Consider the following 21780-nt stretch of genomic DNA (forward strand, 5'->3'; position numbering starts at 1 on the left):
TTGAGCGCCACTGGAGTGGCGCGCTCCAATGAGGCTCACGCCGCGCCCTTCAAAATATCCGCCATCTTCTCGCCGACCATGATGGAGGGCGCGTTGGTGTTGCCCGAGGGCATGGTCGGGAAGATCGAGGCGTCGGCGACGCGCAGGCCCTGGATGCCGTGGACCCGGAGCTTGTCGTCGACCACGGTGCTCGGGCCTTCGGGGCCCATGCGGCAGGTGCCGATCGGGTGATAGGCGGTCTGCGAGTTGTTGCGGATCCAGGTGAGGATCTCCTCGTCGGTCTGCACCGACGGGCCCGGCGAGAATTCCTCGTCGCGGTAGGGATCCATCGGCTTGGCATCGACGATCCTGCGCATCATGCGGAAGCCGGCGGTCATCGCGTCCTGGTCGATCCTGTCGGCGAGGAAATTGAAACGGATGGCCGGATGGGCCTTGGGATCGGCCGAGCGGATGTGGATCGAGCCCAGGCTCTCGGGGCGGAGCTGGTAGCAGGCGATCGTCATCGACGGGAAGTCCTGCAGCTTGCGGGTCTTCGGGTCCTTGATCGAGTAGGGCACGAGATGCATCTGCACGTCGGGCGTCTCGAGCTCAGGCCGGGTCTTCAGGAAGCCCAGCAGCGGCGCCGAGGGCAGGCTCATGAAGCCGCCGCCGGTGGCCAGGTACTTCATCATCTGCGTCACGGCACCGATGCCGCGGGCCATGTGGTTGTAGGAGACGTTGGCGACCTTCAGGCGCCAGATGATGCGGGCGTTGATGTGGTCGCGGAAGTTCTCGCCCACCGCCTTCAGCTCGTGCTTCACCTCGATGCCGTGCTTCCTCAGCAGCTCCGGCTGGCCGATGCCGGAGAGTTCGAGGATCTGCGGGCTGGCGACGCCGCCCGCCGACAGGATCGTCTCCCTGGCCCTGGCCTGGACGACCTTGCCGTCCTTCTCGTACTCGACGCCGACGCAGCGCTTGCCCTCCAGCAGGACACGCAGCGTGTGGGCGTGGGTGACGACATGCAGGTTGGGCCGCTTCATCGCCGGCTCGATGTAGCAGTGCGCCACGCTCATGCGCCGGCCCTTGTAGATCGAGGTCTGCGTCTTCACGACGCCTTCCTGATCCTCGCTGTTGTAGTCCGGATTGGTCTTGAAGCCAGCGGCCTTCGAGGCCTCGAACAGCGCGTCGTAGAGCGGGTTCTGGTCGGGCACGGTCGAGACTTTCAGCGGCCCTGACGTGCCGCGGCCGTTCGAACCGTCGCCGTCGACGAAGTTCTCCATGCGGGTGAAGAGCGGCGCCACGTCGCGCCAGCTCCAGCCGCGACAGCCCATCTGCGCCCAGGTGTCGAAGTCGAGCGGCTGGCCGCGCACCCAGACCAGCCCGTTGATGGAGCTCGACCCACCCAGCACCTTTCCGCGCGGCACCGGGATCACCCGGTTGGCGGTGTTGGGCTCCGGTTCGGACTGGTAGAGCCAGTTGGCGGCCGGATTGTCGATCAGCAGGCCGAAGGACAGCGGCATGCGAGAATAGGGATGGCTGGCCGCACCGGCCTCCAGCAGGAGGACCTTGTTGGTCGGCACTTCCGTGAGCCGCGCCGCCAAGGCGCCGCCCGCCGAACCCGCGCCAACGATGATGTAGTCGTACTCGGCCATTTCTCCTGCTCTCCCCGCGCATTCGCTGTCATGCAAGCGTAGCGCACCGCCATGCAGTTGACAGGGGCAATCTCGCCTCGACAGCTATGATGTCGCGTGTTCCGATAAGCGGTCGCCAGGGCTGGGGAACAGGGCGACTCACATTCGAGTGGAAGTACGGCCAATATGATTGGTTTGGTCCGGGTCGCCCTCAAGCGGCCCTATACGTTCGTCGTGATGGCGCTGCTGATCCTGATCGTCGGGCCGCTGGCGGCCCTTCGGACGCCGGTCGATATCTTCCCAGAGATCCGCATCCCGGTCATCGCGGTGGTCTGGCAGTACACCGGCCTGCCGCCCGACCAGATGTCGGGCCGCGTCATGCTGAACTTCCAGCGTGCCCTGACCACCACCGTCAACGACATCGAGCATATCGAGGGCACATCCTACACCGGCATCGGCATCGTGAAGATCTTCTTCCAGCCCGGGGTCGACATCAGCATCGCCAACGCGCAGGTCACGGCGATCTCGCAGACGGTGTTGAAGCAGATGCCGCCGAACATCACGCCGCCGCTGATCCTGAACTACAACGCCGCCACCGTGCCGATCATCCAGCTCGCGCTGGCCGGCAGGGGCGTGCCGGAGCAGGCGGTGTTCGACCTCGCCATCAACACCGTGCGCACGCCGCTGGTCACCGTGCCGGGCGCCGCCATCCCGTTCCCGTTCGGAGGCAAGTTCCGCCAGATCCAGATCGACCTCGATCCGGCGGCCATGCAGGCGCGCGGCCTTTCGGCCAACGACGTGGCCAATGCGCTGGCGGCCCAGAACCTGTTGACCCCGGTCGGCACGCAGAAGATCGGCAGTCACGAATACGCGATCCAGCTCAACAACGCGCCGGTCGACTTCAACGCGCTGTCCGACCTGCCGGTGTTCGCCGCCAACGGCACCGTGGTCTATCTGCGCGACGTGGCGCAGGTCCGCGACGGCAACCCGCCACAACAGAACATCGTGCATGTCGACGACGGCCGCTCGGTCCTCCTGGCGGTGCTGAAGAACGGCGCCACCTCGACCCTGGCGATCATCGCCGGCATCAAGGAGCGCGTGGAGGAGCTGAAGAGGGTCCTGCCCGAGAACGTGTCGCTGAAGATCCTGGGCGACCAATCGCTGTTCGTCGAGGGCGCCGTGTCGGGTGTGGCGCACGAGGCGGTGCTGGCCGCGGTGCTGACCAGCCTCATGATCCTGCTGTTCCTCGGCAGCTGGCGCTCGACGGTGATCATCGCCATCTCGATTCCGCTGGCCATCCTGGGGTCGATCGCGCTGCTTGCGGCCTTCGGCGAGACCCTCAACATCATGACCCTGGGCGGCCTGGCGCTGGCCGTCGGCATCCTGGTCGACGACGCCACCGTCACCATCGAAAACATCAACTGGCACCTCGAACAGGGCAAGGACGTCGAGACCGCCATCATGGACGGCGCCCAGCAGATCGTCGCGCCGGCCTTCGTGTCGCTGCTCTGCATCTGCATCGTCTTCGTGCCGATGTTCTTCCTGGAGGGCGTGGCGCGCTTCCTGTTCGTGCCGATGGCCATGGCCGTGATCTTCGCGATGGTCTGCTCGTTCGTCCTGTCGCGTACCCTGGTGCCGACGATGGCGAACTTCCTGCTGAAGCCGCACACCGTGCACGCCGACGGCCATGCGCCGCCGCCTTCGCGCAATCCGCTGGTACGCTTCCAGCGCGGCTTCGAAGTGCAGTTCGAGAAGCTGCGTGCCATGTATCACGACCTGCTGGGCCTGGCGCTGAACCACCGGCCGGTGTTCATCGTCTGCTTCCTGGGCTTCGTGCTGGCCTCGTTTGCGCTGGTGCCGTTCCTCGGCCGCAACTTCTTCCCCACCGTCGACTCCGGGCAGATCCTGATGCACGTGCGCGGACCGATCGGCACGCGCGTGGAGGAGAGCGCCAACAGTTTCGCGGACATCCAGAAGGCGATCCGCACCATCATCCCGTCGAATCAGATCGCGACGATGGCGGACAATGTCGGCATGCCGGTCAGCGGCATCAACATGGCCTACAACAACACCGGCACGATCGGGCCGCAGGACGGCGACATCCAGATCAAGCTGACGGCCGATCACAAGCCGACCGATGAATACGTGGCCGAACTGCGGAAGCGCCTGCCCGCGATGTTCCCGGGCTTCACCTTCTCGTTCCTGCCGGCCGACATCATCAGCCAGATCCTGAACTTTGGCGCACCGTCTCCCATCGACGTACAGGTCCGCACGTCCGACACCAATGCCGGCTTCGAGCATGCCAACAGGCTGCTGGCGCGCATCCGCAAGATTCCCGGCGTGGTCGACGCACGCATCCAGCAGTCGCGCGGTGCGCCGGTCTTCGCCGTCGACATCGACCGCTCGCGCGCCCAGACCGTCGGCCTGACGACCCGCGACGTGACCAACTCGCTAGTCGTCAATCTCGCGGGCTCCAGCCAGGTCGCGCCGACCTACTGGCTCAATCCCGCCAACGGTGTGACCTACAATATCGTCATGCAGACGCCGCAGTACCGGCTGGATTCGCTGGCCTCGCTCAGCAACCTGCCGATCATGGCGCCGGCGGCCTCGCAGCTCCAGGTGCTGGGCGGCATCGCCGACATCAGGCGCGACACCGCCAATGCCGTGGTCTCGCAATACGATCTGCAGGGCATGGTGCAGGTCTATGCCGCCGTGCAGGGCCGCGACCTGGGCTCGGTGGCGGCCGACATACGCGCCGTCGTGTCGGAGCTCGCGCCGTTGCAGTCGCCGCGCATCCGCTCGGTGAAGGTCCAGGGCCAGGTGAAGACGATGGAATCGGCCTTTTCGGGCCTGATCTTCGGCCTGCTGGGTGCGGTGGTGCTGATCTACCTGCTGATCGTGGTGAACTTCCAGTCGTGGAGCGATCCGTTCGTCATCATCACCGCCTTGCCGGCCGCCCTCGCGGGCATCGTGTGGATGCTGTTCGCGACCGGCACGACGCTCTCCGTGCCGGCGCTGACCGGCGCCATCATGTGCATGGGCGTGGCGACGGCGAACTCGGTGCTGGTGATCTCCTTCGCCCGCGAGCGGCTGGCCGAGCTGGGCGATGCCACGGCGGCCGCACTCGACGCCGGCTTCGTCCGCTTCCGCCCTGTCGTCATGACCGCGCTGGCCATGATCATCGGCATGGCGCCCATGGCGCTGGGCATGGGCGAGGGCGGCGAGCAGAACGCCCCGCTTGGCCGCGCGGTCATCGGCGGCCTCGTTTTTGCTACCATCGCCACGCTGATCTTCGTCCCCGTGGTCTTCAGCGTCGTCCATCGCAATCACGGCAAGGCGGCCTCCAAAGCGCCCGCCACTGTGCCCGGAGCGCCTCATGTCGCCTGAAACCCTTCCCGCTGCCCCCAAGTCGCGTTCGCGACGCGGCCTGGTCCTGTTCGGCCTTGCCGCCGCGCTTGGCCTCGCCGCCGTCGTCGTCAACGGCATCTGGAGCCGGCAGGCCAGCGAAGCCAGGCTCAAGGAATGGACCGACACCCAGGCGGTCCCGACGGTCAGCGTCGTCAGCCCGTCGACCGGCGCCAACAAGACGTCGCTCGACCTGCCGGGCCGCCTGGAGGCCTACTCCCGCGCACCGATCTACGCCCGCGTCGGCGGCTTCCTGAAGGCCTACTATGTCGATATCGGCGCGCCGGTGAAGGCCGGCCAGCTCCTGGCCGAGATCGAGGCGCCCGACCTCGACCAGCAGCTCCTGCAGGCCAAGGCCTCGCTCGCCAGCGCTCAGGCGGCCGAGCAGCTGGCCACCATAACGGCCGGCCGCTGGCAACAGCTTGGCGGTGCCAACACGGTGTCGCGCCAGACGGTCGACGAGAAGACCAACGACTTGATGGTGAAGCAGGCCCTGACCAGGGCGGCGCAGGCCGCCGTCGATCGGCTCGAGGTGCTGTCGGCCTTCAAGCGCATCACCGCGCCGTTCGACGGCATCGTGACGACCCGCAACACCGACGTGGGCGCGCTCATCAATGCCGAATCGAGCGCGGGCCTTGCCCTGTTCGTGATCTCCGACGTCGACAAGCTGCGCCTCAACGTCAGCGTCCCGCAGAATTTCGTGCCGGCGGTGAAACTGAACACCAACGTGCAGATCACCGTCCCGGAATATCCAGGCAAGGTCTACAAGGGCGTCGTCGAGGCGTCGGCCCGCGCCGTCGATGCCCAGACCGGCACGACCCGCATGCAGGTGGTGGTCGACAATGCCAGCGGCGAGCTGATGCCCGGCGCCTTCGCCAATACCCGCATCGAGCTGCCGTCCAGCATGCAGTCGCTGGCCATCCCGTCGGGCGCGCTGATCTTCGACAGGAACGGCCTGCGCGTCGCGACGGTCGACGCCAACGGCAAGGTCGTCCTGAAGCGGATCACGATCGCCCGCGACCTCGGGCAGATCGTCGAGATCGGCAGCGGCCTCACCGTCCAGGACCGCGTCATCGACAGCCCGCCGGACGGCCTGTCCGACGGCGATGCGGTTCGCGTGGTGGATACCGCCAAGCCCGCCGCCGTGCGATAAACGCCCTCCGCCACGAGGGCGGCAGGGGGCGGCGGCGGAGACGGCGATGATCGAGACGGAAAAGGGCAGGGCCGAGGTCACACGGTTCACGATCGACCTGGCGATTCGCCTCGGCCTGATCGCGACCATCGTCTATGTGAGCCTGCTGCTGCTGAGGCCGATCGCAGCGCTGATGATGTGGGCCGTCATCCTGTCCGTGGCCGTCTACCCGCTGTTCAACCTGGTCCGCCGCCGCCTGCATGTCCGCGACGGGATCGCGGCGGCACTGTTGTCCCTGCTGCTGCTCGTCCTGCTGCTCGCGCCCGTCGTCATCCTGGCCGCTTCCGCGATCGAGAGCCTGGACGATTATGCGCGGCTTCTGCTGCGGGGCGGCCACGTCGTGCCGCCGCCACCGGAGTCCGTCAAGAGTTGGCCGATGGTCGGCGCGCGCGTCTACGATTTCTGGCTGAACGCCTCAAACGACCTCCGCACCATGCTGGGTGCCCACATGGAGCAACTTACGTCGGCCGGCCGCTGGATTGGCCGCATCGCGGCCGGCGTCTTCCTGGAGGTGCTGCAGTTCGCCGGCGCCATCATCGTGGCGGGCGCCCTGCTGGCCTATTCAGACGAACTCGCCGGCACCTTGCGCGATCTGGCGGCGCGGGCCGCCGCCACCCGCGGCCGGCACTTCATCGAGATCGCCGGCTCGACCATCCGCAACGTCTCGCAGGGGGTGATCGGCATCGCCCTGCTGCAGTCGGCTCTGCTGGGCATCGGCATGCTGGTGGCGGACGTGCCCTTTGCCGGCGCCATCACCTTCGTCTGCCTGGTGCTGGCGATCGTCCAGGTGGGACCCAACATCGTCATGATCCCGGTGGTCATCTGGACCTGGATGTACCTGCCGGCGCTGCATGCCGGCCTCTTCACGGTCTATACCGCGCCCTTGCTGCTGCTCGACAACGTGCTGCGGCCGATCCTGATGGCGCGCGGCCTGCCGACACCCATGGCGGTGATCCTGGCCGGCGTCATCTGCGGCACACTCGCAGGCGGCCTCATCGGCCTGTTCGTCGGGCCTGTGGTGCTGTCGGTCTTCTACGACCTGCTGGCGGCCTGGATTGCGGCGGGCCGGAAGGTCGAAGCAGACGACGTTCCGGCCCCCGCGTCCTGACTACTTCTTCTTCGGGCGGAGCGCGTCCCACTGCTCGTCGGTCCAGTCGAGCATTGCCGAGGTGTTGGCGCCGCCGCCTCCCGACTGCAGCATCTTGCCGCCGTCGATGACGATCGCGTCGCCGTTGATGTAGGCCGCGCCGTCGCTCACCAGGAAGGCCGCGAGGTTGGCCAGCTCGATATGCTCGCCGGTACGGCGCATCGGGATCGCCTTGATCATGTCCTCGTTGCCGCCCCGTTCCTTGGGCATCAGCCGGCTCCAGGCGCCCTCGGTCGGGAAGGGACCGGGGACGATCGCGCAGGTGCGGATACCCTTGGGACCCCATTCGACGGCCAAGCTCTTGGTCATGGCCAGCACGCCCGCCTTGGCCATCGCCGACGGCACCGTGAAGGGCGCGCCGGTCAGGGACGAGACGGTGAGGATGGACATCACCACCTTGTTGCGCTCGCCGGCGTCGATCCAGCGGCGGCCGGCCGCCACGGTGCAATAGGCCGAGCCGTGCAGCACGATGCCCAGCACGGCATCGATCGCCCTCGGCGACATCTTGTGGGTCTGGGCGAGGATCTGGCCGGCGGCGTTGTTGACCAGGATGTCGAGCGGCCGCTTTTCCCAGATCTTGTCCATCATCGCCTCGACGGCGTCGGGGATGCGCACGTCGCAGCCCACCGTCTCGATCTCGCCGCCGGTCTCCTTCGCGAGCTCAGCCGCGGTCTCCTTCAGCACCTCCTCGCGGCGGCCGCAGATGATTACGTTGGCGCCGAGTTCCAGGTAGCGGTGCGCCATCGAGCGGCCGAGGCCGGTGCCGCCGCCGGTGACCAGGATGCGCTTGCCCTTGAGCAGGTCGGGTTGGAACATCGTTACTCCTACTTCCTGGTCTCGGTGAAGGCGATGCCGGACGCAACCAGCCCGTCGATCTCGGTAGCGGAATAGCCGGCTTCCTGGAGCACCGCCCTGGTGTCGGTGCCGAACTTCTTGGGCTTGGTGCGCACCTTGGGAGGCGTGCGCGAGAGCTTCACGGGATTGCCGACGTTCCGCCAGCCATCCTTCTCCCACACCATGCCGCGATGCTTCGTGTGCGGTGCTTCCATCACGTCGGAGACTTCGAGCACGGCGGCCGACGGCACGCCGCCGCGCATCAGCTCCTGCGAGAATTCGTTGGCGTCGCGATCCTTCAGCAGCGCGCGCAGCTCGGCCTCGAGTTCGGCGCGATGGGCCACGCGGTCCTTGTTGGTCTTGAAGCGCGGATCGTCGGCCAGTTCCGGCTTGCCCAACATCTGCGTCAGCTTGCGGAACTGCCCGTCATTGCCGGCGCCGACCACGATGTTGCGGGTCTTCGTCGGGAAGTTGGAGTAGGGCACCAGGCTCGCATGGCTGTTGCCGACCAGCTTCGGCTTGAGGCCCGCCATGAAATAGTTCGGAGCATGCGGTTGATGCAGCGCGATGGCGCTGTCGTAGAGCGTCGCGTCGACGAACTGGCCCTTGCCGGAACGGTTGCGCTCGTAGAGCGCCATCATAATGCCGATCGTGGCGTTCATGCCGGTCGAGAGATCGACCACCGGCACGCCGATGCGCACCTGGCCGCCTTCGGGTGAGCCATTGACCGAGACCAGCCCGGCCGAGGCCTGCACCATGGCGTCGTAACCCGGAAAGCCGCCCAGCGGCCCGTCGGCGCCGAAGCCCGAAACGCGGGCATGGACCAGCCGCGGGAATTTCGCGGCCAGTACGTCGTGATAGCCGATGCCCCACTTCTCCATCGTGCCGGTCTTGAAGTTGTCGATCAGCACGTCGGCGGTTTCGAGCAGCTTCAGCAGGACCTCGCGGCCCTCCGGCCTGGAGAGGTCCAGTGCGATCGTGCGCTTGTTGCGGTTGATGCCGGCGAAGTAGGCGGAGATGCCCTCGGCGTCGAACGGAGGGCCCCAGGTGCGGGTCTCGTCGCCCTGCGGCGGCTCGATCTTGATCACGTCGGCGCCGTGGTCGGCCAGCATCTGGCCGCAATAGGGGCCTCCCAGCACACGCGACAGGTCGATCACTTTCAGGCCCTCGAGCGCGCCCCCGCTTGCCACCGGCATCTCGTTCCACTCCTCGAATTCAGACAGGAGGCGCGGTTATAGACCATGGGGCTGGAGCCCGGTACCGTCCGGACATGATCGAACGCGAGCTTGATATCGCCACGCAAGATGGCGTCCTGAACACCTATACGGTACGGCCCGACGATGGCGGGCCGCTACCGGTCGTCATCATGCTGATGGATGCGCCGGGCGTGCGCGAAGGCCTGCGCGAGATCTGCCGGCGGATCTCGCAGTCCGGCTACTACGTGCTGCTGCCCAATCTCTACTATCGCTCGACGCGCGAATTCGTCTGCGGCCCGACCCGCAACCATCCCGACGGTGAGGCCAACCTGAAGCGCATGTTCGGCCTGATGGAGTCGATCTCAAACGCGAAAGTCGCGGCGGACACGGGCGCCGTGCTCGACGTGCTGCCGACCCTGCCCGACGCCAAGCCCGGCAAGGTGGGGCTGGTCGGCTACTGCATGAGCGGCGCCTTCGTCACGGCGGCCGCCGCGGCGCATCCAGATCGCATCGGCTGCTTCGCGTCCTATTACGGAACGCGCCTGATCACCGACAAGCCCGACTCGCCGCACCTGATGCTGGGCGACATCACCGCCGAGGGCTATTACGCCTTCGCCGAACACGACACCTACGTGCCGCTCTCGGACGTCGCCAAGTTCGAGCGGCTGCTGGCCGCCGCGCCGTTCCCGTCGAGGGTCGAGACCGAGGCGGGCACGCACCACGGCTATGCCTTCTCCGACCGCGGCAACCTGCACGAGGCCGCTCGCGAGAAACACTACGAGCGCATGCTGGCGCTGTTCCGCCGGCACCTGAGTTAGCCGCACCACCTCACCCTGAGGAGCGGCCACCGGCCGCGTCTCGAAGGGTGGGCTACAGTCTTGTCGTTGCCCATCCTTCGAGACGGCGCTGGCGCGCCTCCTCAGGATGAGGATGGAGGAGTTGAACATGCTGAGCGGTATCCACGGGCACCAGGACATCGAGCGCGTCGTCTACGGCAAGCCGGCGGGCGCGGCCCTGCGTGCCGAGGCCGAGCGGCTGGGCGCGAAGAGGGTGTTCATCACCACGTCGAAGTCGGTGGCGCAGAGCGCGCTGCTGGCGTCGGCGATCGATGGTCTCGGCGAGCTGCATGCGGGCACCTATGCCGGCATCACGGCACATTCGCCGCGACCCTGCGTGGTCGAAGGTGCGGAAATGGCGCGCAAGGCCGGCGCCGACCTGATCGTCGCCGTGGGCGGCGGCTCGGTGATCGATGCCACCAAGACCATCCTGATCGCGCTGTGGCAGAACGTGACGACCGTCGATCAGCTCGACGCCTACCGCGCCGGCAAGCCCAGGGAGGGCGCGGCGCCGCCGTCGGAGGCCATCAAGCCGCCGGCCGACGCGATCCGCATGATCGCCGTGCCGACGACGCTCTCGGCCGCGGAGTTCAATGCCTTTGCCGGCATCTCCGACCCGCGCAAGGGCATCAAGGAAAGCTTCGGCCATCGGCTGATCGTGCCGCGGGTCATCGTGCTCGATCCTGCGGCCACGCTGGCGACGCCAATGGACCTCATGCTCTCGACCGGCCTGAAAGCTGTCGACCATGCGGTCGAGCGGCTTTGTTCGCAGCAGGCCCATCCCTTCGTGCTGGGTACCGCCACCGAGGCACTGAAGCTGCTCGCCCGCGCGCTGCCGGCGCACAAGGCGAACCCGGACGACATGGCGACGCGGCTCGACCTCCAGTTCGGCATGTGGCTGTCGATCGGCGCCGGCACCTCGGGCGTCGGCGTGGGGGCGAGCCACGGGATCGGCCACGTGCTGGGCGCCGCCTGCCATGTGCCGCACGGCCATACGTCCTGCGTGATGCTGCCGTCGGTGCTGCGCTGGAACCTGCCGGCCAATGCGGAGCGCCAGAAGCGGGTGGGCGAGGCGTTCGGCAAGCCCGATGCGGCGGCGGGAGATCTCGTGGAAGAACTGGTGAAGTCGCTCGGTCTGCCTGGACGCCTCTCGGACGTGGGCGTTGGCAAGGATCGCTTCCGCGAAATCGCCGAGAAGTCGATGCACGACCGGGCGGTGCTGAACAATCCGCGCCCCATCAAGGGACCGGAGCAGGTCATGGAGATCCTCGAACTCGCGGCCTGAAGTCGACATGACCCCATGAATTCTTCTCGTGAGCCCGCGGGGTGGCAAGCGGCTAAAGCCACACGACCTAAGGGGAGCAAACGCTAGTCACGGGTGAAACCATGGTCGACGTTCGAATTGCCGAATCCGCCGCTGTGCGCCTGCCGCTCGCCGGCTGGGTGGATGCGCCGGTGAACTATCTGGCCGATCTCAGCATCAAGCCGGTGACCTACAACCCGCCGCACGGCACGGGCCTGCCGCGTCGCGACGGCAACTATCGCGACTTCACGGTGCGCATCCACGACGCCCGTCCGATCACGCGCGATCTCTCGCTCGACCGCCAGGCCTTCATCCTGACGCGCCACGATACCCACGTGCGCGATTTCTACGACGAAGAGGAAGTCCGCACGAAGTACCATGCCGAGGTCGAGGCGCTGATCAAGCGCGAGACCGGCGCGTCGAAGGTGGTGGTATTCGACCATACGGTGCGCACCGCCGACCGTGCCGTCGAGCGCGGCCTGCGGACGCCCGTGCGCAGCGTGCACAACGACTACACGGAGAAGTCCGGGCCGCAGCGGGTACGAGACCTCCTGCCGCCCGAGGAGGCCGGACGGCGGCTGAAGAAGCGCTTCGCCGAGTACAACGTCTGGCGCAACATCGATCACGAGCCGATCGAGATGGCGCCCCTCGGGTTCGTCGATTCGGAGAGCATCGCGCCGCGCGACCTCGCGGTCTGCGACCTCGTCTATGCCGACCGCACCGGCGAAATCTACCAGGGCGTCTACAACGCCGATCACCGCTGGTTCTATTTCCCGAAGATGACGCGGGACGAGGCGATCCTCATCAAGTGCTACGACTCGCTGAAGGACGGTCGTGCGCGCTTCTCGCTGCATTCCGCCTTCGACGATCCGACCTCGCCGGCCAATCCGCGGCCGAGGCAGAGCATCGAAGCGCGCGCGTTCGCATTCTTTGATTAAGTGCGCAATTGGAGCCGTGCGGGCTCCCGCGCCTCAGAAGGCGCTGCCGCCCGCCGGCGTGTCTGAACGCGCCGCCGCAATCGTCTCCAGATGCTCGACCAGTTCCTCGGGATTGCTGAAGAACGGCGAGTGGCCGCATTCCAGGCGAAGCACCTTGCAGGGCGTCGACTTCACCATCGTGCGCTGCAGGTTGATGCGGATGGCGTGGTCGAGCGTGCATTCGATGTACCAGCGCGGCACCGAGCCGAAGCGCTCCTCCGTAAGCGTCACCGGCGTCGTCGAAATGGCGAGTGGCTGCGGCCGCAGGCGCTCCATCGCCTTGTAACGGTCCTCCGGCGAGACGTCGGCGTAGAACAGGCTCGGCAGCTTGTCGCGCGCGAAGGTGTAGGTCTTGCCGTCGGGACTGACCTGCCGCGAGAGCCGGAACATGGCGTCCGGTTCGAGTGAGGTCATGTCCCTGCCGGTCTTGCCCGAGGTCGGCAGCAGCGCGCAGACATAGACCAGCGCCTTGATCTTGCGCCGCCGCGCCTCGGCGAGCTGGCTGATCGTGACGCCGCCCAGCGAATGGCCGACCAGGATGACCTGCTCTTCCATCTTGTCGAGGAGGCGCGCCAGCTTCTCGACATTGTCGGCGAGCGTGACGTTGGCCGGTGGCGTCTGGTCCTTGCCGAGACCCGGCAGGTCGGGGGCGCAGACCTTGTGCCCGGCCGCTTCCAGCAGCGGCACGACCTTCTCCCAGCACCAGCCGCCGGTGCAGGCCCCATGGACCAACAGGAACGTCGCCACGGGCTAGGCCTTTCCGACGACGGTGCGCGCGCCAGGGGCGGGCACGAAGAAGTCGGGCATCAGCGGCGTGCCGGGCGAAACAGCGTACTTGTCGAAATCCGTCACGCCCTCGGCGGTCAGCACCTCGTCGTCGATGAAGAAGTTGCCGGTGCAGTCGCGCGCCGGCCGGGTGAAGATCGCATGGGCGGCATCGGCCATGATCTCGGGCTTGCGGCACTGCTTCATGCCCTCGTCGCCGCCCAGGATGTTCTGGATCGCCGCGGTGGCAATGGCGGTGCGCGGCCACAGGCAGTTGAAGGCCACGCCCTTGTCGCGGAACTCCTCGGCCATGGACCAGGCGAACACCGACATGCCGTACTTGGCCAGCGTATAGGCCGCGTGATTGGCGAACCACTTCACGTCGAAGTCGAGCGGCGGCGAGAGGTTCAGCACGTGCGGATTGGCGGCCTTCAGGAGGTGCGGGATGCACTTCTGCGAGACCATGAAGGTGCCGCGCGCATTGATCTGGTGCATCAGGTCGTAGCGCTTCATCGGCGTCGCGAGCGTGCCGGTCAGGCTGATGGCGCTGGCATTGTTCACCAGGATGTCGATGCCGCCGAACTTCGCGACGGTATCGGCCACGGCCTTTTCGACGCTCTGCTCGTCGCGGATGTCGCAGGCCAGCGGCAGCGCCCTGCCGCCGGCTCGTTCGATCTCCTCCGCGGCGGTGAAGATCGTGCCGGGCAGGCGCGGGTCAGGCTTCACCGTCTTCGCGGCAATGGCGATGTTGGCGCCGTCGCGTGCGGCCCGCAGTGCGATGGCCAGTCCGATGCCCCGGCTTCCGCCGGTCACGAACAGGGTTTTGTTACCCAAGCTCATGGCGTCCCCAAGAAATCTTCGGGCTCTATAGCCGGGCCGGGGTAGGGGCGGCTAGTGTCGCGGCACTCAGGGGAGGCATGCATGAATCCGTGCTTCGAAACGGCGACCCGACTTGCACGCGCCATACGAAATGGACGGTTGAGTTCGGCCGAGGTGACGAAGGCGCATCTCGACCGGATCGCTCGTGTGAACGGACCGCTCAACGCGCTGGTGCTGGTCGACGAGGCCGGCGCGATGAAGGCTGCACGGGCGGCCGATCGGGCGCGCAGCCAGAAGAAGCCGCTGGGGCCGCTGCACGGCGTGCCCATCACCATCAAGGAAGCGTTCGACGTTGCCGGCCTCAAGACGACCTCCAGCCATCCGCCGCTGAAGGACAATGTCGCGACCGAAGATGCAAGCCTCGTCGCTCGTTTGCGCGCGGCCGGCGCCGTCATCCTGGGCAAGACCAATGTGCCGGAACTCTGCGCGGACTTTCAGACGGACAGCCCGATCTTTGGCACCACCATCAATCCCTGGGACGAACGCCGCACGGCGGGCGGCTCCACCGGTGGAGGCGGCGTCGCGGTGGCGGCCCGCCTGTCGCCGCTGGAACTGGGCAGCGACATCGGCGGTTCGGTGCGCAATCCGGCTCACTACAACGGTATCTTCTCGCTGAAGGCCACGGAGTGGCGCGTGCCGGGGCACGGGCATGTGCCCGACCTGCCGGGGCAGACCCGCAGCACGCGCTACATGGGCACGTTCGGCCCGCTGGCGCGCTCGGTCGACGATCTCGACGCGGCGCTGCGCATCATCGCGGGGCCGGACGGCTACGAGGTCGAGGCTGCACCCGTGCCGCTCGGGCCCACGCCCAAGCTGGCTGCCACGGACCTGCGCATCGCGGTCCTGACCAGCAACCCGCTGGTGCCGGTCTCGGCCGATACGGCGTCGGTGGTGCAGGCGACCGCGAAGCTCCTGGCCGGGGCCGGCGCAAAGGTGAAGCCGGCCGAGCCGGAGGGATTGGACTGGCAGCAGGGCTGGGACGACTGGTCGGACCTGTTCCAGTACATGATCATCAATGAGCAGCCGCTCGCCGAACGCGAGCGGCATTTCGACAAGCTCAAGTCGGCCGATCCGACGGCGCGGTCGGTCGCGCGCGCGGCGCGGCTCAGCATGGCGCAGTTCTTCGCCGTGCTCGACCGGCGCGACCGCCTTGCGCGCCAGTGTGAGTCCTTCCTCGACGACTACGATGCCTGGCTGATGCCGGTGATGCCGGATGCAGCCTTCATCCGGCAGTCGCAGAAGCTGCCGCTCAAGGTCGACGGCGTCGACCATCCCTATTTCTTTGCCGGCACCAGTTACAACTTCCTGGCCAACCTGACGGGGCAGCCGTCCATCGTGCTGCCCTGCGGTTTCTCGAAGGAGGGCCTGCCGATCGGCCTGCAACTCACCGGCAAACGCTGGGGTGAAGCGAAGCTTCTCGGCGTCGGGAAGGTGCTGGAGAAGCTCCTGCCACCCTGCCCGATGCCGCCTTCCCTGGCGTCCTGAGAGGGCGGCTCACTCCACCTTCACGCCGGCCTTGTCGATGATCGGCTTCCATTTGGCGAACTCCGCCTTCTGGTAGGTGCCGAAAGCATCCGCCTTCATCTGCTCCGGCGTCGGGATATCCTGGCCGAGATTCTCTAGCTTGCCGCGGATCTCCGGATCCTGCAGGGCCTTGACCGCGGCGGCGTTGAGCTTGTCGATGATCTCCTTCGGGGTTCCCTTTGGCGCCCAAAGCCCGTGCCAGATCGCGACCTCGATGCCGGGGAAGCCCGCTTCGGCGGTCGTCGGGATGTCCGGCGCCGCGGCGGTGCGCTGCTTGGCGGTGACGGCGTAGACCTTGAGCTTTCCGGCGCGGATGTGCGGCAGCGAGTTCGACGACTGGTCGATCATGACCTGGATCTGGTTGGCGATCAGGTCCTGGACGGCCGGACCGGTGCCGCGATAGGGCACAAGCTGGTAGTTGGTGCCGGTCACGGCGAAGAAGGCGAGCGCGCCGATATGCGAGCCCGAACCCAGGCCCGCCGTGCCTCCCGAGATCTTGTCGGCGTTCGCCTTGAGATAGGCGACCAGTTCCTTGAGGTCCTTGGCCGGGACCTGGTTCGAGGTCACGACCAGCAGCGGATTGGACGGCAGCAGCGCGACCGGTTCGAGATCGTTGATCAGGTCGTAGTTCAGGTTCCTGTAGATCGCGCCGTTCACGACGTTGGTGCCGAGATGGCCGATGCCGATCGTGTAGCCGTCGGGCGTGGAGCGGGCGAGCTTGCCCATGGCGATCGAGCCCGCCGCGCCGGTGACATTGTCGATGACGAACTGCTGGCCGAGTTCCTTGGCCATGCGCTCGCCGACGATTCGCGCCATCACGTCGGTCGGACCGCCGGCCGCGAAGGGCACGATGAGGTTGATGGGCTTGTTGGGATAGGCCTGGCCGAAGGCGGGGCCGGCAGCGGCCACCGCGAGCAAGGCGAGAGCAACTCTACGCAGCATGGCAATTCCTCCCAGAACTTCTCTTGTTGGGAGGAGCCTAGCGTCAACCTGCCGCGGGCTCCATCGTTACGAGCACGGTCCGGTTGGAAACCTGCTGGCCCTCCTGGACGGAGATCCCTTCGACTTTCGCGTCGAGCGTCGCCTTGAGCTGGTGCTGGATTTTCATCGCTTCCAGCACGATCAGCGTCTGGCCGCGGCTCACCTGATCGCCGGGCGCCACCTTGATCGACACGATGCGGCCGTCCATCGGGGCGCGCAGTTTGCCGTCGCTGCCGGCCGCCGCCGTCTCCGGCGGGGCATAGGTCTTGTCGGTGAAGCGTACGGTGAGCGCGTCGAGGTCGACCAGGATGTCGTTGCCGTCGATGTGGAACGGGACGTGGGGCGCTTCGGCCTCGCGGACCTGCATCAGGCGTTCCTTGCCGCCGGCAGCCAGGCGGATCGGCGTCGGCTCGGGATTGGAATTGCGCCAGCCGCGCATCGACGGCGGATATTTCTGCGCCGACGCCTGCCACAGGAGATGGGCGGCGGCGGTCCAGTGGGCTTCGCCGATCTCCGGGGCCGGAAACTGGTGCTTCACGAGAAAGGACGTCGTGGCCTCTCCAGCCGCGAAGTCGGGATGCTCCAGCAGGCGGATCAGGAAATGCCGGTTTGTGGTCGGTCCGAGCACGACCGTCTCGGCGAGCGCCAGTACCAGCCGCCCGCGCGCTTCCTCGCGCGTGGCGCCGTGGGCGATCACCTTGGCGATCATGGGATCGTAGTAGGGCGAGATGGCGAGCCCGTCCTTCATGCCATGGTCGATGCGCACGCCGGGGCCGGTCGCCGGCCGCCACACGTCGATGCGGCCGGTCTGCGGCAGGAACCCCGCATAGGCGTCCTCGGCATACAGACGCACCTCGATGGCATGGCCGCCGAAGGTCACCTTCTCCTGCCGCAGCGGCAGAGGCTCGCCACGCGCGACGCGGAGCTGCCATTCGACCAGGTCGAGGCCGGTAATCGCCTCTGTGACCGGATGCTCGACCTGCAGGCGGGTGTTCATTTCCAGGAAGTAGAAGGCGCCATCGGCGCCCAGCAGGAACTCGACCGTGCCGGCGCCGCGATAGCCGATCGTGCGGGCGGCGGCGACGGCCGCGGCGCCCATGCGATCGCGCAAGTCGGCATCGACGGCGGGCGAGGGCGCTTCCTCGATTACCTTCTGGTGGCGGCGCTGCACCGAGCAGTCGCGCTCGCCCAGATGAATGACGTTGCCGTGGGTGTCGGCGAAGACCTGGATCTCGACATGGCGGGCATCGACGACGGCCTTTTCGAGGATCAGCTCGCCCGAACCGAAGGCGCTCTCGGCCTCGGTGCGCGCGGTGCGGATCGCCTCCAGCAGATCGTCCTCGCACTCGACAAGGCGCATGCCGCGTCCGCCGCCGCCTGCCGCGGCCTTGACCATAACCGGCAGGCCGATGCGTCGCGCCTCGGCTTCGAGATTAGCATCGCTCTGGTCGGCGCCCTGGTAGCCGGGGACGCAGGGCACGCCGGCCTCGATCATGCGCCGCTTGGCGGCCGCCTTGTTGCCCATCGCGGCAATGGCGGCGGGCGGCGGGCCGACGAAGGTGAGGCCGGCCTTCTCGCAGGCGTCGGCGAACGCTTCATTCTCCGACAGGAAGCCGTAGCCGGGATGGATCGCATCGGCGCCGCTCTTGTGGGCGGCCTCCAGGATGCGGTCGATGCTGAGATAGCTCTCGCCGACCGGCGGCGGACCTATGCGCACGGCCTCGTCGGCGTAGGCGACGTGCGGCGCGTCCCGGTCGGCGTCGGAATAGACCGCCACGGTGCGATAGCCCATCGCCCTGGCGGTGCGCATCACGCGCCAGGCGATCTCGCCGCGGTTGGCTACGAGAACCTTCGAGAAGGAGGTCATTCGACGGCCCAGCGGGGGGGACGCTTCTCGGCAAAGGCGCGCAATCCCTCGGCAGCCTCCGGCCCGCGGCGCGCCTCGGCGAACTTCTCGGCGGCGAAGTCGAGCACGGCGGAGAGCGGCTCGCTACCGACCTTCATCACCACCTGCTTGGTGAGCGCGTTGGCAATGGGTGCGCACTTGTCGATCTGCTTCAGCACTTCCTCGAGCTTGACGTCGAGGGCGGCGGAGTCGGCCACCAGATAGTGGGCGATGCCCAGCCGGAGCGCCTCGGGACCCTTGAAGCGCGCGGCCGTGAGCGCGAGGTGGCGCGTCTGCGGCACGCCGATACGCTGGGCGACGAACGGCGCGATCTGGGCCGGCACGATGCCGATGGCGGTCTCGCTCATCGCGAAGCCCGCGCCCTCGGTGCAGATCGCCACGTCGGAGACGCAGAGGATGCCGAAGCCGCCGGCGATGGCGTAGCCCTCTACCGCGGCAACGACGACCTGCGGCGTGCCGTTCAGCATTTCGAGGAAGGCGCCGAACTGGCGGTTCCAGACGGCGATCGGGTCCTTCTCGCCGGGCTTGGGCTTGTCGGTGAAGCTCTGCTCCATGTTCTTCAGGTCGGCGCCGGCACAGAAGGTGCCGCCCGCGCCGCGGAGGATCACGACCTTGATGTCGCGGCGGTCCTTGAGGATCGCGAACACCGACTTCAGTTCCTCGATCAGCGTCGGGTTAAGCGCGTTCTTCACCTCGGGCCGGTTGAGCGTCACGTAGAGACGCGACCGCTCGCGGCGCAGGAGGAGGGCTTCGTACTTGTCGGCAAACTCGGCCATGAAAACTCCGGCGCTCAGCGGTTTTCGAGACGGGGCAACGTGCCCATGTGCTTGGAGATTATCTGCAGCATCACCTCGTCGGCGCCGCCGCCGATCGAGGCGAGGCGCGAGTCGCGGAAGGCGCGGGCCGTGGGCGATTCCCAGAGATAGCCCGCGCCGCCCCAGTACTGCAGGCAACCGTCGGTGACGAGGCGGACCATGCGGCCGGCCTTCAGCTTGGCCATCGACGCCAGCATGGTGACGTCGGCGCCGTCGAGATACTCCTCGCAGGCGCGGTAGCAGAGGGAGCGCACCAGCTCGATCTCGGTGCGCAGCTCCGCCAGCTTGAAATGGATCACCTGGTTGTCGAGCAGGGGCCGGCCGAACACCTTGCGCTCGCGCGTGTATTCGATCGTCTGGTCGATCAGCCGTTCCATGCCGACCACGGCGCTGATGGCGCCCCACAGCCGCTCTTCCTGGAATTGCTGCATCTGGTAGACGAAGCCCATGCCCTCCTGGCCGATCAGGTTCCGCACCGGCACCTTCACCTCGTCGAGGAATATTTGTGCGGTGTCGGAGGAGCGCATGCCGAGCTTGTCGAGCTGCTTCACCACCTCGACACCCTTGGTCTTCATCGGCAGGCAGATCAGCGACTTGTTCTTGTGGACCGGGCCTTCGCCTGTGCTGGCGAGCAGGCACATCCAGTCGGCCTGGGTGCCGTTGGTCGTCCACATCTTGCCGCCGTTGATCACCCAGTCGCCGCCGACCCTGCGGGCCGTCGTCTTGATCGAGGCCACGTCCGAGCCGGCGCCGACTTCGGAGACGCCGAGGCAGGCCACGTAGTCGCCGGCGATCGAGGGGGCGAGGAATTCCTTGCGCAACTCGTCGCTGCCGTGGCGGGCCAGCGCCGGCGTGGCCATGTCGGTCTGCACCCCGATCGCCATCGGCACCGAGCCGCACTGGATGTGGCCCAGTTCCTCGGCCATCACCATGGCGTAGGAATAATCGAGCCCCATGCCGCCGAACTCGGCCGGCTTGTTGATTCCGAGCAGTCCGGCATTGCCCAGCTTCTTGAAGACCTCGTGCGCCGGGAAGATGCCCGCCTCTTCCCACTGGTCGACATGCGGATTGATGTCCCGATCGATGATCGCCCGCAGCGTGCGGCGGATCTCGTCATGTTCCTGGGTGAACTGCATGGCAGCCTCCTAGCGATTGCCCAGCCGCGGGAGCGTGCCCATCAGCTTGGAGATGATCTGCAGCATGACCTCGTCGGCGCCGCCGCCGATCGAGCCGAGCCGGCCGTCGCGATAGCCGCGGGCCACGGGATTGTCCCAAAGGTAGCCGGCGCCTCCCCAGTATTGCAGGCAGGAGTCGGAGACCTCGCGGCGCAGGCGGCCGGCCTTCAGCTTGCCCATCGAAGCCAGCATGGTGACATCCTTGCCGGCGAGATAATCCTCGCAGGCGCGGTAGACGATGGAGCGCAGCGCCTCGACCTCGCTCTTGAGCTCGGCCAGGCGGAAATGAATCACCTGGTTGTCGAGCAGCGGCTTGCCGAACACCTTACGTTCGCGCGTGTACTCGATGGTCGCGTTGATGATCCGCTCGCAGGTGTTGAGCGAGCCCGCGCCGGCCCACAGCCGCTCCTCCTGGAACTGCTGCATCTGATAGGTGAAACCCATGCCCGGCTGGCCGATCGTGTAGCGCACCGGCACCTTCACCTCGTCGAAGAAGGTCTGCACCGTGTCGGACGCACGCATGCCGAGCTTGTCGAGCTTCTTCACGATCTCGATGCCCCTGGTCTTCATCGGCACGACGATCAGCGACTTGTTCTTGTGGGCAGGCCCGTCGTCGGTGCTGGCGAGCAGGCACATCCAGTCGGCCTGTGCGCCGTTGGTCGTCCACATCTTGCCGCCGTTGATCACCCAGTCGCCGCCGACCTTGCGGGCCGTCGTCTTGATCGAGGCGACGTCGGAGCCCGCACCGGTCTCGGAGACGCCGAGGCAGGCCACATAGTCGCCGGTGATCGAGGGGGCGAGAAATTCCTTCCGCAGCTCGTCGCTGCCGTAGCGGGCGAGGGCGGGCGTCGCCATGGAGATCTGCACGCCCGTCGCCATCGGGATCGAGCCGCCGTTCACCCAGCCCAGCGATTCGGCACAGACCATGGCGTAGGAGAAATCGAGACCGGAACCGCCGAACTCGACCGGCTTGTCGACACCGAGAAGACCGGCGTCGCCCATCTTCTTGAACAGCTCATGGGCCGGGAACTGGCCGTCCCTCTCCCACTGGTCGACATAGGGATTGATCTCGCGATCGATCAGCGTCTTCCAGGTCTGGCGCAGCGCCTCGTGCTCGGGGGTGAACTTCATCGGGACGTCCTTGCTCCAAGGTATTCCTCCCCATTCAGATGGGGAGGTGTCGCGGTAATCCGCGACGGAGGGGTCATGCGTGTTGAGGTGCCGCTGATGACCCC

At 67.0% G+C, this 21780-nt stretch carries 17 protein-coding genes; 7 read left to right on the forward strand and 10 right to left on the reverse strand.

Annotated features, from left to right (window positions below; all coding sequences use genetic code 11):
• Positions 1-35 precede the first annotated feature (35 nt).
• Positions 36-1631, reverse strand: a complete 1596-nt coding sequence (locus EPO41_RS19770; protein WP_296328570.1) for a GMC family oxidoreductase N-terminal domain-containing protein — start codon at positions 1629-1631, stop codon at positions 36-38.
• A 165-nt stretch (positions 1632-1796) separates the two neighbouring features.
• On the opposite strand from EPO41_RS19770, the gene EPO41_RS19775 reads away from it, so the two are divergent.
• The 3 genes from EPO41_RS19775 to EPO41_RS19785 are packed head-to-tail and all read left to right on the forward strand — an operon-like array spanning position 1797 to position 7315.
• Complete coding sequence (locus EPO41_RS19775) at positions 1797-4997, forward strand: efflux RND transporter permease subunit (RefSeq protein ID WP_296328572.1); 3201 nt, start codon at positions 1797-1799, stop codon at positions 4995-4997.
• Positions 4987-6168 carry an efflux RND transporter periplasmic adaptor subunit gene (locus EPO41_RS19780; RefSeq protein WP_296328575.1) on the forward strand — a complete coding sequence of 394 codons (1182 nt, stop codon included), beginning with the start codon at positions 4987-4989 and terminating at the stop codon, positions 6166-6168. Before EPO41_RS19775 ends, EPO41_RS19780 begins: the two co-directional genes overlap by 11 nt.
• A gap of 46 nt (positions 6169-6214) precedes the next feature.
• Positions 6215-7315, forward strand: coding sequence for an AI-2E family transporter (locus EPO41_RS19785; RefSeq protein WP_296328578.1), 1101 nt, complete (start codon positions 6215-6217; stop codon positions 7313-7315).
• Here EPO41_RS19785 and EPO41_RS19790 read toward each other — a convergent pair whose 3' ends face one another.
• Both EPO41_RS19790 and EPO41_RS19795 read right to left on the reverse strand, forming a co-directional pair.
• Complete coding sequence (locus EPO41_RS19790) at positions 7316-8170, reverse strand: SDR family oxidoreductase (protein WP_296328580.1); 855 nt, start codon at positions 8168-8170, stop codon at positions 7316-7318. It lies immediately after the preceding gene.
• A gap of 8 nt (positions 8171-8178) precedes the next feature.
• The gene (locus EPO41_RS19795; protein WP_296328583.1) at positions 8179-9384 is read right to left on the reverse strand and encodes a CoA transferase; all 1206 of its coding nucleotides are present in this window, start codon (positions 9382-9384) and stop codon (positions 8179-8181) included.
• 74 nt (positions 9385-9458) lie between these two features.
• On the opposite strand from EPO41_RS19795, the gene EPO41_RS19800 reads away from it, so the two are divergent.
• The 3 genes from EPO41_RS19800 to EPO41_RS19810 all read left to right on the forward strand — a co-directional run bounded on the left by EPO41_RS19800 (position 9459) and on the right by EPO41_RS19810 (position 12461).
• Positions 9459-10202 carry a dienelactone hydrolase family protein gene (locus tag EPO41_RS19800; RefSeq protein WP_296328586.1) on the forward strand — a complete coding sequence of 248 codons (744 nt, stop codon included), beginning with the start codon at positions 9459-9461 and terminating at the stop codon, positions 10200-10202.
• Between the two features lie 127 nt (positions 10203-10329).
• Positions 10330-11505 (forward strand): iron-containing alcohol dehydrogenase, encoded by a 1176-nt coding sequence (locus EPO41_RS19805; protein WP_296328589.1) that lies wholly within the window; start codon positions 10330-10332, stop codon positions 11503-11505.
• Positions 11506-11606: 101 nt separating this feature from the next.
• On the forward strand, positions 11607-12461 hold the full coding sequence (locus EPO41_RS19810; RefSeq protein ID WP_296328591.1) for a CmcJ/NvfI family oxidoreductase: 855 nt from the start codon (positions 11607-11609) through the stop codon (positions 12459-12461).
• Positions 12462-12494: 33 nt separating this feature from the next.
• On the opposite strand, the gene EPO41_RS19815 is transcribed toward EPO41_RS19810, so the two are convergent.
• Complete coding sequence (locus EPO41_RS19815) at positions 12495-13247, reverse strand: alpha/beta fold hydrolase (RefSeq protein WP_296328594.1); 753 nt, start codon at positions 13245-13247, stop codon at positions 12495-12497.
• Between the two features lie 3 nt (positions 13248-13250).
• On the reverse strand, positions 13251-14105 hold the full coding sequence (locus EPO41_RS19820) for an NAD(P)-dependent oxidoreductase (RefSeq protein WP_296328597.1): 855 nt from the start codon (positions 14103-14105) through the stop codon (positions 13251-13253).
• 138 nt (positions 14106-14243) lie between these two features.
• Between EPO41_RS19820 and EPO41_RS19825 the strand changes: the two genes are divergently transcribed.
• Positions 14244-15629, forward strand: a complete 1386-nt coding sequence (locus EPO41_RS19825; RefSeq protein ID WP_296328600.1) for an amidase — start codon at positions 14244-14246, stop codon at positions 15627-15629.
• Positions 15630-15638: 9 nt separating this feature from the next.
• Here the strand turns inward: EPO41_RS19825 and EPO41_RS19830 are convergent, their stop codons facing one another.
• Genes EPO41_RS19830 through EPO41_RS19850 form a run of 5 tightly spaced genes read right to left on the reverse strand, consistent with a single transcriptional unit; the run spans position 15639 to position 21676 of the window.
• On the reverse strand, positions 15639-16610 hold the full coding sequence (locus EPO41_RS19830; RefSeq protein ID WP_296328603.1) for a tripartite tricarboxylate transporter substrate-binding protein: 972 nt from the start codon (positions 16608-16610) through the stop codon (positions 15639-15641).
• Positions 16611-16653: 43 nt separating this feature from the next.
• Positions 16654-18516, reverse strand: a complete 1863-nt coding sequence (locus EPO41_RS19835; RefSeq protein ID WP_296328606.1) for an acetyl-CoA carboxylase biotin carboxylase subunit — start codon at positions 18514-18516, stop codon at positions 16654-16656.
• Complete coding sequence (locus tag EPO41_RS19840; RefSeq protein WP_296328609.1) at positions 18513-19331, reverse strand: enoyl-CoA hydratase-related protein; 819 nt, start codon at positions 19329-19331, stop codon at positions 18513-18515. Before EPO41_RS19840 ends, EPO41_RS19835 begins: the two co-directional genes overlap by 4 nt.
• 14 nt (positions 19332-19345) lie before the next feature.
• On the reverse strand, positions 19346-20506 hold the full coding sequence (locus tag EPO41_RS19845; protein ID WP_296328612.1) for an acyl-CoA dehydrogenase family protein: 1161 nt from the start codon (positions 20504-20506) through the stop codon (positions 19346-19348).
• Positions 20507-20515: 9 nt separating this feature from the next.
• Positions 20516-21676 (reverse strand): acyl-CoA dehydrogenase family protein, encoded by a 1161-nt coding sequence (locus tag EPO41_RS19850; protein ID WP_296328615.1) that lies wholly within the window; start codon positions 21674-21676, stop codon positions 20516-20518.
• Positions 21677-21780 lie beyond the last annotated feature (104 nt).

The sequence above is a fragment of the Reyranella sp. genome (assembly GCF_004297265.1).
Lineage (GTDB): Bacteria > Pseudomonadota > Alphaproteobacteria > Reyranellales > Reyranellaceae > Reyranella.

Excerpts from the sequence above, each read along its gene's own strand:
- EPO41_RS19790 (WP_296328580.1), bottom strand. The coding sequence starts at position 8,170 with ATGTTCCAACCCGACCTGCTCAAGGGCAAGCGCATCCTGGTCACCGGC.
- EPO41_RS19845 (WP_296328612.1), bottom strand. The coding sequence starts at position 20,506 with ATGCAGTTCACCCAGGAACATGACGAGATCCGCCGCACGCTGCGGGCG.
- EPO41_RS19805 (WP_296328589.1), top strand. The coding sequence starts at position 10,330 with ATGCTGAGCGGTATCCACGGGCACCAGGACATCGAGCGCGTCGTCTAC.
- EPO41_RS19775 (WP_296328572.1), top strand. The coding sequence starts at position 1,797 with ATGATTGGTTTGGTCCGGGTCGCCCTCAAGCGGCCCTATACGTTCGTC.
- EPO41_RS19810 (WP_296328591.1), top strand. The coding sequence starts at position 11,607 with ATGGTCGACGTTCGAATTGCCGAATCCGCCGCTGTGCGCCTGCCGCTC.
- EPO41_RS19795 (WP_296328583.1), bottom strand. The coding sequence starts at position 9,384 with ATGCCGGTGGCAAGCGGGGGCGCGCTCGAGGGCCTGAAAGTGATCGAC.
- EPO41_RS19785 (WP_296328578.1), top strand. The coding sequence starts at position 6,215 with ATGATCGAGACGGAAAAGGGCAGGGCCGAGGTCACACGGTTCACGATC.
- EPO41_RS19840 (WP_296328609.1), bottom strand. The coding sequence starts at position 19,331 with ATGGCCGAGTTTGCCGACAAGTACGAAGCCCTCCTCCTGCGCCGCGAG.
- EPO41_RS19820 (WP_296328597.1), bottom strand. The coding sequence starts at position 14,105 with ATGAGCTTGGGTAACAAAACCCTGTTCGTGACCGGCGGAAGCCGGGGC.
- EPO41_RS19770 (WP_296328570.1), bottom strand. The coding sequence starts at position 1,631 with ATGGCCGAGTACGACTACATCATCGTTGGCGCGGGTTCGGCGGGCGGC.
- EPO41_RS19780 (WP_296328575.1), top strand. The coding sequence starts at position 4,987 with ATGTCGCCTGAAACCCTTCCCGCTGCCCCCAAGTCGCGTTCGCGACGC.
- EPO41_RS19835 (WP_296328606.1), bottom strand. The coding sequence starts at position 18,516 with ATGACCTCCTTCTCGAAGGTTCTCGTAGCCAACCGCGGCGAGATCGCC.
- EPO41_RS19830 (WP_296328603.1), bottom strand. The coding sequence starts at position 16,610 with ATGCTGCGTAGAGTTGCTCTCGCCTTGCTCGCGGTGGCCGCTGCCGGC.
- EPO41_RS19800 (WP_296328586.1), top strand. The coding sequence starts at position 9,459 with ATGATCGAACGCGAGCTTGATATCGCCACGCAAGATGGCGTCCTGAAC.
- EPO41_RS19850 (WP_296328615.1), bottom strand. The coding sequence starts at position 21,676 with ATGAAGTTCACCCCCGAGCACGAGGCGCTGCGCCAGACCTGGAAGACG.